This window comes from Limnoraphis robusta CS-951 (genome assembly GCF_000972705.2).
The window spans coordinates 23,694-37,118 of the sequence record NZ_LATL02000025.1; the positions used below are offsets into that span (position 1 = coordinate 23,694).

General features: G+C 43.5%; 13 protein-coding genes and 1 tRNA gene. 8 read left to right on the plus strand and 6 right to left on the minus strand.

The window, feature by feature from the left end:
* Positions 1-64: 64 nt before the first annotated feature.
* Positions 65-790 carry a hypothetical protein gene (locus WN50_RS02170; RefSeq protein ID WP_046277733.1) on the minus strand — a complete coding sequence of 242 codons (726 nt, stop codon included), beginning with the start codon at positions 788-790 and terminating at the stop codon, positions 65-67.
* Between the two features lie 76 nt (positions 791-866).
* On the opposite strand from WN50_RS02170, the gene WN50_RS02175 reads away from it, so the two are divergent.
* The 6 genes from WN50_RS02175 (at position 867) to WN50_RS02200 (ending at position 5,670) form a co-directional block, all read left to right on the plus strand.
* The gene (locus WN50_RS02175; protein ID WP_046277734.1) at positions 867-1,415 is read left to right on the plus strand and encodes a GNAT family N-acetyltransferase; all 549 of its coding nucleotides are present in this window, start codon (positions 867-869) and stop codon (positions 1,413-1,415) included.
* 216 nt (positions 1,416-1,631) lie between these two features.
* Positions 1,632-1,705: transfer RNA gene (locus WN50_RS02180), tRNA-Pro, on the plus strand.
* A 631-nt stretch (positions 1,706-2,336) separates the two neighbouring features.
* Positions 2,337-3,125: a Tic22 family protein gene (locus WN50_RS02185; protein ID WP_235440801.1), complete on the plus strand. Its 789-nt coding sequence runs from the start codon at positions 2,337-2,339 to the stop codon at positions 3,123-3,125.
* 50 nt (positions 3,126-3,175) lie between these two features.
* Positions 3,176-4,096, plus strand: a complete 921-nt coding sequence (gene prmC / locus WN50_RS02190; protein WP_046277736.1) for a peptide chain release factor N(5)-glutamine methyltransferase — start codon at positions 3,176-3,178, stop codon at positions 4,094-4,096.
* Between the two features lie 23 nt (positions 4,097-4,119).
* The gene (locus tag WN50_RS02195) at positions 4,120-4,719 is read left to right on the plus strand and encodes an L-threonylcarbamoyladenylate synthase (RefSeq protein ID WP_046277737.1); all 600 of its coding nucleotides are present in this window, start codon (positions 4,120-4,122) and stop codon (positions 4,717-4,719) included.
* A gap of 24 nt (positions 4,720-4,743) precedes the next feature.
* Positions 4,744-5,670, plus strand: coding sequence for a sensor histidine kinase (locus tag WN50_RS02200; RefSeq protein ID WP_046277738.1), 927 nt, complete (start codon positions 4,744-4,746; stop codon positions 5,668-5,670).
* Between the two features lie 11 nt (positions 5,671-5,681).
* Here the strand turns inward: WN50_RS02200 and WN50_RS02205 are convergent, their stop codons facing one another.
* The 5 genes from WN50_RS02205 to WN50_RS02230 all read right to left on the minus strand — a co-directional run bounded on the left by WN50_RS02205 (position 5,682) and on the right by WN50_RS02230 (position 10,691).
* A complete protein-coding gene (locus tag WN50_RS02205; RefSeq protein WP_046277739.1) occupies positions 5,682-6,179 on the minus strand; it encodes a GNAT family N-acetyltransferase in 498 nt (165 codons plus the stop codon).
* A 1,153-nt stretch (positions 6,180-7,332) separates the two neighbouring features.
* Complete coding sequence (rpmA, locus tag WN50_RS02215; protein WP_046277827.1) at positions 7,333-7,623, minus strand: 50S ribosomal protein L27; 291 nt, start codon at positions 7,621-7,623, stop codon at positions 7,333-7,335.
* A gap of 69 nt (positions 7,624-7,692) precedes the next feature.
* Positions 7,693-8,160 (minus strand): 50S ribosomal protein L21, encoded by a 468-nt coding sequence (gene rplU, locus WN50_RS02220; RefSeq protein ID WP_046277826.1) that lies wholly within the window; start codon positions 8,158-8,160, stop codon positions 7,693-7,695.
* A 235-nt stretch (positions 8,161-8,395) separates the two neighbouring features.
* The gene (locus WN50_RS02225) at positions 8,396-8,827 is read right to left on the minus strand and encodes a hypothetical protein (RefSeq protein WP_046277825.1); all 432 of its coding nucleotides are present in this window, start codon (positions 8,825-8,827) and stop codon (positions 8,396-8,398) included.
* 94 nt (positions 8,828-8,921) lie between these two features.
* The gene (locus tag WN50_RS02230) at positions 8,922-10,691 is read right to left on the minus strand and encodes a CapA family protein (protein ID WP_046277824.1); all 1,770 of its coding nucleotides are present in this window, start codon (positions 10,689-10,691) and stop codon (positions 8,922-8,924) included.
* A 228-nt stretch (positions 10,692-10,919) separates the two neighbouring features.
* On the opposite strand from WN50_RS02230, the gene rfbB reads away from it, so the two are divergent.
* Positions 10,920-12,026: a dTDP-glucose 4,6-dehydratase gene (gene rfbB / locus WN50_RS02235; RefSeq protein WP_049557673.1), complete on the plus strand. Its 1,107-nt coding sequence runs from the start codon at positions 10,920-10,922 to the stop codon at positions 12,024-12,026.
* A gap of 68 nt (positions 12,027-12,094) precedes the next feature.
* Positions 12,095-13,228, plus strand: coding sequence for an RNA-guided endonuclease InsQ/TnpB family protein (locus tag WN50_RS02240; protein WP_049557676.1), 1,134 nt, complete (start codon positions 12,095-12,097; stop codon positions 13,226-13,228).
* Positions 13,229-13,425: the final 197 nt, after the last annotated feature.

A 13,425-nucleotide genomic window follows, 5' to 3' on the forward strand; every position in this document is an offset into this window, starting at 1 on the left:
GCCTGTTGCCTGTTGCCTATTCCCTCTTGCCTGTTGCATGATTGCATGATTGCCTGTTGCCTGTTTAAAACCGTTCTCCCATCAATCGTTGACGCATTCCTTCGGCGATTTTTTGGCCAAGGTAATCGGGAATTAAGCTTTCGTTCGGGCCAAGAAGATAGAGAATTAAACGAGTTCGGCCCCGCCAGACTAACAAATTAGCGTTGACGACTAACAGATCCTCTTGCCAGATGGCATACATGACCTTGTAAAATAAGCCAGGTTGGTTGTCGGCTTCTATCAACAAGGCTGGAAGATGAAACACAGGATCAACATAAAATTCGGTAGCAACATCTTCCAGGCCTGCGTCTAGATTAAATTCTACAGCTAACATTTCCTCCACTTCAAAGTGTCCGGCGAGGGCTTCTCGAACCGCTCGACAGACATTATCTGCGGTTTTATCCGTGAGTGCTTTACCCCCTCGGGAAACCACTAACTTGATAAAAACCAACATTGGAGGATAAATTTGTCCGTATAGACTGAGATTATGGATCGTTAAACCGTAAGCAGCTAAGACCCCAAAAATATCGCTCAGAAGAAAAGACTGATTGCGGTAGGCAAAGTGCAACGCACTTCGACTTCCCTCGGGTTTGATCTCAATAACCGCTTGTCTGGTTTTGTAAATCTCATAGGCCAGCTTGAGGTTTTGGAGTTGAATTTCACTACTGACAAATTGCTCATAAAACTGTGGGAACGCCCGATTGAAGCGTTTTAGCAGTTCCAGCGTTGACGATTTTAAGCCCAAAGCCATAATTGAGGAGAAGGTACGGGAGATATACTACTATCTAGTACGGTCATTCAACGTCTACTACCTTAACCACACCTGCATGGGTTTCTGGAAAAACTTGTTTAGCGGTTCTGATTCCACTTCGAGTTCCTCGACAGCAGACTACGAGGTTCATAATAACGGGGACAGCGATGCTGCACCCCAGGCAGTTCGCACATCGACTAATAGTAATGGTCGCATTTTTTTTAGTACAGATCGTGATATCGATCTCTATGAGCTAGAAGAACTTTGCAGTGCGGTGGGTTGGTCTCGTCGCCCTTTACGAAAAGTTAGAAAGGCTATCCAACATAGCTTTTTGGTCGTTTCGATGTGGCAACTCCAAGGCAAGCAACGACGGCTGATTGGGTTTGCCAGAGCAACTTCTGACCATGCTTTTAATGCCACGCTCTGGGATGTGGTGGTTCACCCGGATTTCCAGAATCGCGGTTTGGGTAAAGCTCTGATGAAGTTTATTATCAAAAAGTTGCGTAGCGAGGATATCAGTAACATTACTCTGTTTGCTGACCCCCATGTTGTAGATTTTTATCGAAATTTGGGCTTTATACCTGACCCTGAAGGGATTAAGGGAATGTTTTGGTATCCAGATTGAGGGGACAGCTGATTAGGCAAAAGACTATAGGTTACAGGGGACAGGTAACAGTGAAAAAACGGGTGACGACTGTGTAGAGGTAATTCATCAATTACCCCTACCAGACTGCTGACTGTTAACTGGTGACTGATTTCCCACTTCTTGGTGAGATGGAAATTTTGCAATTTTCACTGATTTGCTGTACACTAAAGTTAGTTCTGTAAAAATTACAGTTCACGGGATGTAGCGCAGCTTGGTAGCGCGCCTGCTTTGGGAGCAGGATGTCGCAGGTTCAAATCCTGTCATCCCGATTCTTCATTTAAACCTGGTAATACGGAGACAATCACGCTATGCGATCGCAGTCTGTGATATTCCTCTCAAATCTCCCCAACTCTGGAAACCTCAGAGGTAGCTCGTCTGTTCTCTCGGTCAGTGGGGATTGTGGTAGGATCAGTAAAAATTATGGTTAAATAATCCGTAACAAAAAAACTAAAGGGTGTTTGTGGGAGAAAAATCTCGGGTGAGGTCGTCTAGCAACTTGTCTGTGTTTAAACAAAAACGGTAGCCTTTTCCTATAGGCTTTAACGTTTGTGTTTTCGGTTGATGTGAGTGCGATCGCTCAAAAAATAGAGAGGTTCAAGTCTAATATCTGGACATCTCTAGACTCTGACTATCTAGAGCAAAACTCTAGCAGATCAACACCGAAACCCGATCAAATTCAAAGGCTAAAATTGAAGTCATTGAAGGGAACAACTCAGCCGGGGTAGCACTTGAGAGAGGATTGATTTTAACCTCTTGACTGACTAAACAGTGTGTAGCAGACCTAGAAAGATACCGAAAAAACATTCTTAGAGTAGGTTAAATCAAAGGGATTTGTGTGGCACTGAGATCTAAAAATAGGTCTATTGATTTAATGTTCTTTCAGAATAAAAACAGGGAAAGATGATGAAATTAATTGCTCGCTTAAGTGTGGTATTTGGAATAGTGGGTAGTCATCTGCTGATTAACCCTGTCTTACCTCCGGGTGTACCAGGCTTTTTCTCAATGGGAATTCAGCCAGCACTCGCACTCACACCCGAGCAAATTTTAGAAAAATTGGGGGCTGTACCTGTATTCACCATTACAGATGCAGAAGGTTCACCTTTGGTTGGAACGGCTGAAAGTGGAGGCCAAAGTGCTTCTGTTGTAGAAGTGTACATCAGTCGTCAGGATGCTCAGGCTTTTATTAACAAGCTGAAAACCGAAAATCCTCAACTGGCTTCTTCAGTACAAGTCACGGCTGTACCTCTGGGAAAAATTTATGAAATTGGTCAGCAAAATCAAAATAACCCAGAACGGTTAATGTTTGCTTTTGTACCCACTCAACAACAGTTAAACTCAGCCAAGTCAGTTTTACAAGCAAATGGTCAAGACATTAATCAGTTTCGGGGAGTTCCCTTATTCATCGCTAGAGCGGGGGCAGATGATCGCGTGATTACCGTCCAACAGGGCGATAAACAGGCGATTCCCTTCTTTTTCACCAAAGAAGACCTACAGGGAATGCTAGAACAGTTTAAAACTCAACAGCCGGATTTAATTTCTTCGGTCAAAATAGAGGTCGTGCCGTTAGAGGTTTTACTCGAAGCCTTTCGCACGGATAATGACCAATTTTTAGACTTGGTGATTTTGATTCCCCCTCGCGAAACAGTGGAATATATCCAACAACAACGGCAATCTTCTGGCGGCCGATAAAGGCTTGTGAATCTCGGTTAAACGGTTGAGCATCCAAACCCCTATTCAGTATGATAGACAATGCGGTGATCACAGGTCAACAGCTTTGGGAATGGTTACAGAAGGCAAAAGCAGAGGCAATTGCTGCTGATATCTGTGTAACTGAAGTCGATTGGTTCGTACAAGAATGGGTAGGTTTGGATCGCCTCAGTCTGCGTTTGGAATCGTTTAAGGACAGCCCAAAGGTTAACTTACGGCTTCCGTGGTCAGAATTGATGCAGTTGTGGGAACGACGCCTAAAACAACGAGTTCCCTTACAATATCTCACAGGGGTTGTCGGTTGGCGTCATTTTAATTTGACGGTTTCCCCTGCGGTGCTGATTCCCAGACCTGAGACCGAATTAATCATTGATTGCGTGGCGGATCAGCTTAAAAGTCCTTCTCAGCCGCTTAATTCTCACGGAGATCTCTGGCGGGGACATTGGGTCGATTTGGGAACCGGAAGTGGGGCGATCGCACTAGGACTAGCAGAGGTGTTAACGGAAGCTCAGATTCACGCAGTTGATTGTAGTCAAGAAGCCTTAGCGATCGCTCAAAAAAATGCTGAAGATTTGGGTTTTGCTAACCGGATTCAGTTTTATCAGGGCCAATGGTGGGAACCGTTAGAATTTTTGCGGGGACAGGTAAGTGGAATGATCGCCAACCCTCCTTATATTCCCACAAAAATGATTTCAACTTTACAGCCCGAGGTGGCAAACCATGAACCCCATTTAGCCCTAGATGGGGGAGATTCGGGGCTGGTTTGTATTCAACACTTGGTAGAAACGGCGCCGACTTATTTGCATTCTGGAGGAGTCTGGCTGGTGGAAATGATGGCCGGACAGGGTGAACAAGTGGTTGAGATGCTCAAGGATCAAGGCTGTTACACTCAAATTGAGCTGATTGCGGATTTAGCGGGAATTCAACGATTTGCCCGGGCTTATCGTCTGTAGAACTTTAAACGCTTAACTGACTGATGACACAAGTTTCTTTGGATACTCTCGTTGAGGCGGCAATTTTAGGAAATCAGGTGGTCAGTTTTCCGACAGATACGGTTCCGGCATTGGCTGTTAAACCGGAACGAGCGGAGTTGATTTTTCAACTCAAACAACGCTCTGCTGATAAACCCCTGATTCTGATGGGAGCCACCCCAGACTCACTCTGGCCGTTTGTCCAAACTCAGGGTGAGGAATGGTCAGTTTGGAGTCAAATCGCCCGTCAGTATTGGCCGGGAGCCTTAACGCTTGTTTTACCCGCGAGTGAAAAAGTTCCTCATGCCATCAACCCTAGCGATCCGACAACCATTGGTTTACGGGTGCCGAATGCGGAAATCACTCGCAACATTCTCCAACGAACAGGCCCCTTGGCAACGACTAGCGCCAATTTATCGGGTCAACCGCCCTTGTTAACGATGGCTGACATTGACGCTCAGTTTCCACAAGTGTTGACTCTGCATCCTCGTGAATTCAACATTATACCAGAAGCAGAGTGCATTCCTTCAACGGTAGTGCAGTGGAACCCAGATGGAACGTGGAAGGTATTACGCCAAGGAGCTGTCAAGTTAGAATTTCAATGACACATAGGAAGAGATACTAAGCTAATGGGTTGGAGTGAATTTGTATATTTGGCCGTGGGGGTAGGTCTGGGTTTGGGAGTTAAGGGAATATTGCCGAGTCAGGCGAGAAAACCTTCAAATTCTAATTCTCAACCGGAACTGACAACACATCTAGAGCAGTTACATCGGATTTCTGAGCAGTTGAAAAATACTCAACTGGCTTATCGTATGGCCTTGGAAATGAGCCAGTTTAAGGCGGGTTTTTTGGCTCGTACCTCCCATGAGTTGCGATCGCCTATTAATAGCATTATTGGCACGCTTCAGTTAATTTTGTCGGATTTGTGTGAAAGTCCTGAAGAAGAAAAGGAATTTATTCAGCAAGCCTATGGTTCGGCTTTAAAATTGGTGGGATTGCTCGATGAGATTATCCAAGTTGCCAAAACCGAGCATGGTTCGGAAAAGATGAATATTCAGCCGCTTTTATTGGCTGAGATGTTTGAGGAAGTGGAAGATTTAACCCACCTACAAGCGGCTAACCGCAGTATTCGGCTGAAGTTTCAAAAACCGGATGTTCAAGTCAGAGTTATGGCCGATAGACCCCGACTGAGACAAGTTTTAGTGAGTTTGGTTGATACGGCGATCGCTCAAATGGAGGAAGGAATTGTTAAGGTATCGAGTAGTATTTCACCGGAGTCTGGATCGGTTTATGTTTGGGTGGATGATCAACGTCCGGTGAGCGCCTGGAGTGAATCTTGGGATTTACTCCAGTCTACTTTAGACAAATCTGGCCGACAAACGGCTTTGACTTCGGTTTCCCATACTGAAGTCGAGGAACTCTCTCCCGGAATGCGGCTGTTAATGAATCAAACGCTCCTGGGATTGATGAACGGGTCATTAGAGGTTGTACCCATTCCGACTGAGGGAGAGGACTGCAATTTTACTCGGACTCAATGTTCGCTGCCTCTAGCCTAAGCTGTGCCGATTTAGCCGCTATAGCTAACTGCACTTTCCGCTTGTTCTAGATGGTGTTCGGCTCGGGGTAAACTTTCTAAGGGTTGATTGTACAAAACCATTGTTGTACTGGCGTTGTACTCAAAGCCAATCCGCTCGTAAAATTTTTGTTGATGAGTGGTCATCAGATAAACACGCTCAACCCGACACATCAGGGGGTGACTGAGGACGGTTTGAACCAGTTTGCGTCCGAGTCCACCGCCTTGATAGTCAGGATGAATCACAACATCCCAAATGGTGGCGCGGTAGATTCCATCAGAAGTAGCACGGGCAAAACCAATCATCTCTTGTCCATCCCAAACGGTGACGACGGGGTTACTGTTAGCAACTGCAATTTCTAAGTCTTCTGAGCATCGTTCCTTCGCCCAAAATGCAGCGAGTTTAAAGAGGGTTTGAAGCTGTTCGATATTGACTTTGGAGCGATCATCACAGAATTGGATATGACGATAGTCTTTTGCAGTGCTTTTCATAAGTTAGATTTTCCTTGTTTGTATAGATAGATTGAAGGCAAACTGACTGGAATTTTCAGCTATTTGGGAACTTTAGCTATATCTAAATCTACAATTTTACAAAAAACTCAACTCTAATGAAATCTGCTCAATCTGAAGTTATGGATTAGAGGCTTGAGCGAAAGTTTGACTGATTCCTTAGAGCGACTGTTCTTTCAAAATTTTAGTGGGTTTGTCGATCTTTGCATAGATTGAACCGAGTAAAATTAGTAGAAGTAGACCGCTAGTTGAGGTTCGTGGTAATCAACTGATTGAGTGAAGGAATGCTCTAGATTACCCTTGAGATATCTAATAACAGTTATGGATCTAATTTGTCCACAGGTGTCAATAGGCGATAAGCTTTAGAGCTATTTCAATCTTCATACTGTTAAATGTATAACATTTTTTTAAAAAAATCAAGTATTTTTTCAAATTTTGAGGATATTTTTGTGGTGATTTCCTGACATTTCATTGGACTGGCATTTTTGAATTCTTGACCGATGTTTCAACTGAATAAATCCAAATCACTCAGGGCAATTGACGAGAGTAGTAGGAAAGTTGAGGGGTCTGCTTCAGTATCGTGGGACGAAAAAACTCTAGAAACTTGAGTATAGGATATGGCAGAAATTCGGCTTTCTTTTATGAGTGGAAAAAGTAAAACTAATGAATTGATGAAACAACTATATTCTCTCTGGGTTGTGTATTCCGGTGAGGATGGGGTGTGGGGATACCGCTTTAAATAAAAAGTCGGGCTACAGCTAGCCCGAACATAGAGTCAAATGCCCCACCCACAAGGGGATGTGGCTTGCAACTAGACCACTTCGGATCTGTCGCATACGGGTAATTGACAGTACCCTGTCTCTCCGTCTGACTAGCAGTAGAGAGAAGAAGTTTCTGTTCTTCCCACTCCTGGGGCATCCCTCACACTCATCGGGGCTGGTCTTTGACCACTTCTATCGTCACGGACAAACCACTTTTTCCTGTTCTCCAACATACCAAGTTGCAGTCAAGAAATGTCTAGTCTGGTGATAGGTATTCGTATAGTACCAGAGACTCTCGCTCGCTTACATCCCCGCCCACTCTTGGGACGGGGTTTTACGCTCTATCAATAAAGCTGTTTCAACTGACAACTGAACTAAGAAACGCTAGCCGCCTCTACAGGTTCAGCGACTGGTACTGGATAGACACTAATTTTTTGACGGCTTTTCCCTTTGCGTTCAAAGGTGACAATACCATCAATTTTGGCAAACAAGGTGTCATCGCTACCGATACCTACATTGTTACCGGGATGAAACTGGCAGCCCCGTTGACGAACTAAAATACTACCCGCACGAACCTGCTGACCCCCATATCGCTTTACTCCCAAACGTTGGGCGTTAGAGTCGCGACCGTTGCGGGTACTTCCTGTTCCTTTCTTATGAGCCATGATATCCTCTGCAAAAGTTCACTTTACTATTATTATGTGCTTCTGCTTCCGAAGCTTGAACGGATGAACCTACTCGGCTGAAGTTGCTTCGACTGGGGTTTCCTCAACGGTGGGTTCTGTTTCCACCGAGACTTCAGGAGTCGTTGCTTCTACCTCAGTGGTTGGAGTCTCTGCAACTGGCGCTGCCTGTTCTACATCGCTGCTGCCTGCTAATATAGAGCCATTCAGTGCAATGGTGTCTATCATTAAACGAGTAATCTCTTGGCGGTGTCCTCGTTTTTTGCGGGTTTTCTTCTTAGGCCGCATTTTGTAGACAATCACCTTGCGTCCGCGAAAGTGACGTAAAACCGTACCTTCTACCGTTGCGCCTTCGACCCAAGGCTGACCGACATGAATATCATCGTCATGCTTGACCAGCAGAACTTTATCAATTGTGACTTTTTCGTTGGGTTCAACTGCTAGCAGTTCGATATCATAAAACCGACCGGGTTCGACTCGTATTTGCTTGCCGCCCGTTTCAATAATCGCGTAACTCATTGGGGTTATGATTAAATTTGGCCGTACAGGTAGCTGGCTGTATTTCTCTGCTGATTAGATTGCTAAACCTTCACGCTCGGATGCTTGAGGTTCAACCCAATTCAACAAAAAAATGTTGTGCCAGCATTTGCTGATGTCTCAACCTGATCCGAGCAGGGATTAGACACACAATCTGTTATTATCTCAATAAAGGTCTTTATTGTCAAGTTTTTCTCAACAAAAAGCACTCGCTGATTTATTTTCCTTGACTCGATAGGGGTTCAGTTGATTTTTCCGACGGTTGATTCAAGGCAAAAAAGTCAAGATCAACGGCTTCTATTCCGTTAGTTCCCCAAAGCTGCAACATAGAACCGAGTTGAACCCACATCAATAAAGCGGTAGGAATGACAACCACAAAGCCAATAATCGCGGCGAGCCAAAACAATTGCAGAAATACCGTTAAACTCAAAGCAACTGAGAAAAAAACAAACAGCGTTGTTCCACAATAAGCAACAATGATGTTGCCATTATTGTAATTGATTTTGCCTTGAGATTCAGGATTAGCCGTCCACAGACGTACCTGGTATTCTAACATATCCTTAAAAATCACACCAAACAGGACAGCAAAAACGGTTGTTGCCACAATCAGGGTATAAATAGGAGCAATCATCAAAGATTCAGAGTACATAAGTGCAGGTTGGATGAAAAAGTTTACAAAATGTTACATTTCAGTATAATATTAATTTGTCAGTTCTAGCAATAACTTCTAGGTGAGTCAGATTTTAGTCAGATTTGACCTTAATTTGACCTTGATTATCAATTTCCAAAGGAGTATTGGGAAAATCACTTTGAGTCAGACTGCGAATTAACCCAACACTGCGGAAATTATTATCACGATAGGGAACACCCTTGCTATCAAGATGAATGGGAATAATTTTGCCACTTTTAAAATTTCCCACCGGATCAAGATCAGCTTCCAAAACCAAAGAATATCCCAATTGCGCTTGAGTTGATAACGTGCGGTAGCCCATAAAATTCCCCAAAGAATAGGCAATTAACTTACCTTTATACAGTTCAAACGCCCGAGGAACATGAGGCCCATGTCCTAAAATCAAATCGGCACCTGCATCAATTAAAGTTCGGGCAAATAAGACTTTATTGCCGCGATTTTCACCATAAAAATATTCCGTTTTATCTCGAATATGTAAAGCAGCCGTTCCTTCCGCCCCTGCATGAACAGAAACGACAATAACATCAGCCCCTTCTGCTTCAGCTTTTTTAACAATCGCTTTAGACGCTTCCAAATCTAACATATTATTATGAACGGGAAAATAACTAAAGCCAATAAAGGCAAATTTAACCCCTTTCACTTCATGGTAAACAATCTGATCTTTGCGGCCTACCGCCTTCATTCCCAGTTTATTAATATTGTCAATCGTATCATCAAAACCCGCCTCAAAAAAATCAAAAGAGTGATTATTCGCGACACTCAAAATATGAAATCCTGCATCTTTCAAAATCGAGGTATACTCAGGCGGCGTTCGGAAAGCAAACACCAAACCTCGACCAATATTTTTCGCACTATTTGGATAATTCGTTAGGGTACTTTCAAAGTTACCAAAAACAATATCAGCCCCTTGTAAGGCAGGCTTAACATCCTGAAATAACATCTCTTTTTGAGCGGGAAGTTTATTAGAGGGGTAGTTCGTTCCCGGAATAATATCACCCACCGCTTTAATTTTAATCCGCATATCGGGGCTAATCGGATTTTGCAGAGAAGTGAGGGCTAAATTGGAAAATGAGTTGAGGTTTTTCAGCGTTTCCGCTTGACTAATCGGTTCAACAGAAGCAGAAGAAGCCGCCGAAGGAGAAAAAGAAAATTGAGGAAGCTTTGGAAATTTAATTTCTTGAAATCCAGAAGCAATCCCCGAGGGAATAGAAGCTAAAGTTTGAGAAACAGTCCGAGAAACATTATAAATTCTATCTTGTTGAACCGTAAAAAACCAACCCGAAAGCGGCGCCATCATCAAACCAATCGAACTCGCCATCAACAACTGTTTAACAGAGCGAGGAATAACCCGTTTAGGACGTTGAAATTGAGCAGGCTGAGGGGGAGGCGGGGGAGAAGGTTTTTTCGCTTTTGTTGGTGAGTGAGGAGGTGTATGTATAGAATGGGATGGAGTAGAACTTGACTTTACCTCCGTAAAGCTAGATTCCTTCTCAATCGTAGGCAGGCAAGTTTTTGCAGAGGCCACAGAAGTCTGGAGTGCAATCGTGTGAGTCCAATTTACAGAGGGTTGACTACTTTTTTGACCTTGAACGGTAATCAAGGTAATTGCAGAGCCTCCCAGGCGGAGCATACCGTTCTGGATGACTCGAATGCAAGAGGATTGATTAGGCAGTTGCTCGGACTCAAGTAAGATGTACAGATGGCGATCGCGTCGAGTTGCTTTTGCTTGGACTCTTTGAGAGTTTAACGCCTGATTAATTAAAGTAGCAATTGCGTTAGCATCTCCCTGCTGGGCGAGCTTAATGAAGTTTTGCTGACTCACACACAGTCTCCTCACGCCGACAAATAAACAGACTCTATCAATAATACGTTTGAGTGGCGATTTATGGGGGGGTCTAAAAGGGATTGCTCTTGAGACCGGATTTCACAAGCTTTGTTGATCAAAGCAGGTAAAATGGTAAAAGGCAGACAGTATAAGGGTTTAGAGCATCTCTGCCCGATAATTTTTTGAGATCAATAAGCATATTTTTGGGAGGAAATCACTGTGGCAATGCAGTACAGTTACGATAACAGTGAAGCCAGTTTGCCTCGTCGAGTGTTGGTGACTGGGGGAGCAGGTTTTATAGGCTCGAATTTTGTCCATCACTGGGGTCACGCCTATCCACAAGATCGGGTTGTAGTGTTGGATGCTCTAACTTACGCGGGAAATCGCCAAAATTTAGCCACTCTAGAGGATAAAGAAACTTTTCGCTTTGTCAAGGGGGATATTTGCGATCGCCCTTTGATTGAAAGCTTACTTCAAGAAGAAGAAATTAACACGGTTGCTCATTTTGCGGCGGAGTCCCATGTTGATCGTTCAATTCTTGGCCCTGGTGCTTTCATTCAAACCAATGTTGTGGGTTCGTTTACACTGCTGGATGCGTTTCGCCAACATTGGAACACCCATAATCGTCCCCAAGACTACCGTTTTCTTCATGTGTCTACGGATGAGGTTTATGGAAGTCTCAGCATGGATGATCCGGCGTTTACAGAAACAACTCCCTACGCTCCCAATAGTCCCTATTCTGCTTCTAAAGCGGGTAGTGATCATTTAGCAAGAGCTTATTATCATACCTACGGGATGCCAACCATTATCACCAATTGTTCTAATAATTACGGCCCCTACCATTACCCCGAAAAATTGATTCCGTTGATGTGTATTAATATTTTGTTGGGTAAACCTTTACCTGTCTATGGGGACGGACAAAATATTCGGGATTGGTTGTATGTTTTAGATCATTGTCGGGCTTTAGATACAGTCATTCATCGCGGGAAACCCGGAGAAACTTATAATATTGGCGGAAATAATGAGGTTAAAAACATTGATTTAGTCCGAATGTTATGCCGAATTATGGATGAACTGGCTCCTCATTTACCCGTTAAACCTTCTGAAGAGTTGATTACTTTTGTTAAAGATCGACCCGGACATGATCGCCGTTATGCCATTGATGCCACTAAAATTAAAACGGAATTGGGTTGGGCTCCTCTAGTAACGGTTGAAGAAGGATTACGACAAACGGTCGGTTGGTTTTTAACGCATCGCAGTTGGTGGGAACCGCTATTATCTGAAGAATATCAAACCTATTACCGCCAGGTTTACCAAGAGAAGCAGGTTTAGAGCAAGGTCGTTCACGACGGATTATTTTATGCTAACATAAGTTTATCGTGGCTTGATGCCGATAATCTATGCTTGTGTATGAAATGAAGCTGCAAGGAACGCAATACCAGTACAGAAAGTTAGACGAAGCTATCCGTACTGGTAGGTTTGTTCGCAACAGCATCATTAAAGCATGGATAGACGGTCAAATCAAAAGTCGTAACGATGCTTATACCTACTGCAAACTACTGTCAGACAACCCCGACTTTCCCTGGGTAAACAAACTCAATTCTATGGCTCGACAAGCCCACGCAGAAAGAGCATGGGCATCCATTGAGAGGTTCTATAAGAATTGTCGGCAAAAAATATCCGGTAGAAAAGGATTCCCAAAGTTTAAAAAATATCAAGTCCGAGCATCTGTTGAATACAAAACATCGGGATGGAAACTTTCAGAGGATAGACGCTATTTAACCTTTTCCGACAAGTTTCAAGCAGGGACATTTAAGCTTTGGGGTAGCCGAGATTTACACTTCTATCAACTCCAACAAATTAAACGAGTGAGAGTGATTAGAAGACACGATGGTTATTATGCTCAATTTTTGATAGACCATGAAAGGGAGGAAAACAAAGAACTCAGTAACAAACAAACAGGTTTGGATGTCGGTTTAAACCATTTCTACACTGATTCCACCGGGATACAGGTAGAGAATCCCCGTTTTCTAAGAAAAGATGAGCGACGAATTAAAAAGCTGCAACGTCGATTATCTCGAAAAAAAAAGGGAAGTCAAAACCGTAAAAAAGCCAAAAATCGCTTAGGGAAGGCGCATCTAAGAGTTTCACGCAGGCGTAATGATTGGGTTTGTAAACTTGCCCAACACGTCATACAGTCTAACGACTTGGTAGCGATTGAAAACCTACGGATACGGAACATGGTTAAAAACCATCATCTAGCTAAATCAATTAATGATGCTGCTTGGTACAGATTTAGAGAATGGCTGGAGTATTTTGGGAGAATTTATGGGGTGACGGTGATTGCCGTTGAACCTGCATACACATCTCAAAACTGCTCAAATTGTGGTGAAAAGGTTGTGAAAACTCTCAGTACGAGAACTCATAAATGTCCTCATTGCGGATACACATCCAACCGAGACGAAAATGCCGCCAAAAACATTCTAAAATCTGCACTTAAACAACTATCAAATCAAGAAACGGATAAGAAATAGATTAACGGATTAACTTGACTGTAAAACGCATAAATCTAGGCTTCTCACACGTAGCTTAATCCGTTTTTCCGCTTAATATCTGTTTTGAAAATACCGTCGGGCAGACGGAAATTAACGCCTCCCGAGAGACTGATCTCTGCTTAAGTGGGGAAACCCAGTTGAGTAAGTCAACTCATAGAAAGAGGAAACCCAAACAG

Excerpts from the sequence above, each read along its gene's own strand:
- WN50_RS02205 (WP_046277739.1), bottom strand. The coding sequence starts at position 6,179 with ATGAAAAGCACTGCAAAAGACTATCGTCATATCCAATTCTGTGATGAT.
- WN50_RS02225 (WP_046277825.1), bottom strand. The coding sequence starts at position 8,827 with ATGTACTCTGAATCTTTGATGATTGCTCCTATTTATACCCTGATTGTG.
- WN50_RS02200 (WP_046277738.1), top strand. The coding sequence starts at position 4,744 with ATGGGTTGGAGTGAATTTGTATATTTGGCCGTGGGGGTAGGTCTGGGT.
- WN50_RS02170 (WP_046277733.1), bottom strand. The coding sequence starts at position 790 with ATGGCTTTGGGCTTAAAATCGTCAACGCTGGAACTGCTAAAACGCTTC.
- WN50_RS02185 (WP_235440801.1), top strand. The coding sequence starts at position 2,337 with ATGATGAAATTAATTGCTCGCTTAAGTGTGGTATTTGGAATAGTGGGT.
- rplU (WP_046277826.1), bottom strand. The coding sequence starts at position 8,160 with ATGAGTTACGCGATTATTGAAACGGGCGGCAAGCAAATACGAGTCGAA.
- prmC (WP_046277736.1), top strand. The coding sequence starts at position 3,176 with ATGATAGACAATGCGGTGATCACAGGTCAACAGCTTTGGGAATGGTTA.
- WN50_RS02175 (WP_046277734.1), top strand. The coding sequence starts at position 867 with ATGGGTTTCTGGAAAAACTTGTTTAGCGGTTCTGATTCCACTTCGAGT.
- WN50_RS02240 (WP_049557676.1), top strand. The coding sequence starts at position 12,095 with ATGCTTGTGTATGAAATGAAGCTGCAAGGAACGCAATACCAGTACAGA.
- rpmA (WP_046277827.1), bottom strand. The coding sequence starts at position 7,623 with ATGGCTCATAAGAAAGGAACAGGAAGTACCCGCAACGGTCGCGACTCT.
- rfbB (WP_049557673.1), top strand. The coding sequence starts at position 10,920 with ATGCAGTACAGTTACGATAACAGTGAAGCCAGTTTGCCTCGTCGAGTG.
- WN50_RS02195 (WP_046277737.1), top strand. The coding sequence starts at position 4,120 with ATGACACAAGTTTCTTTGGATACTCTCGTTGAGGCGGCAATTTTAGGA.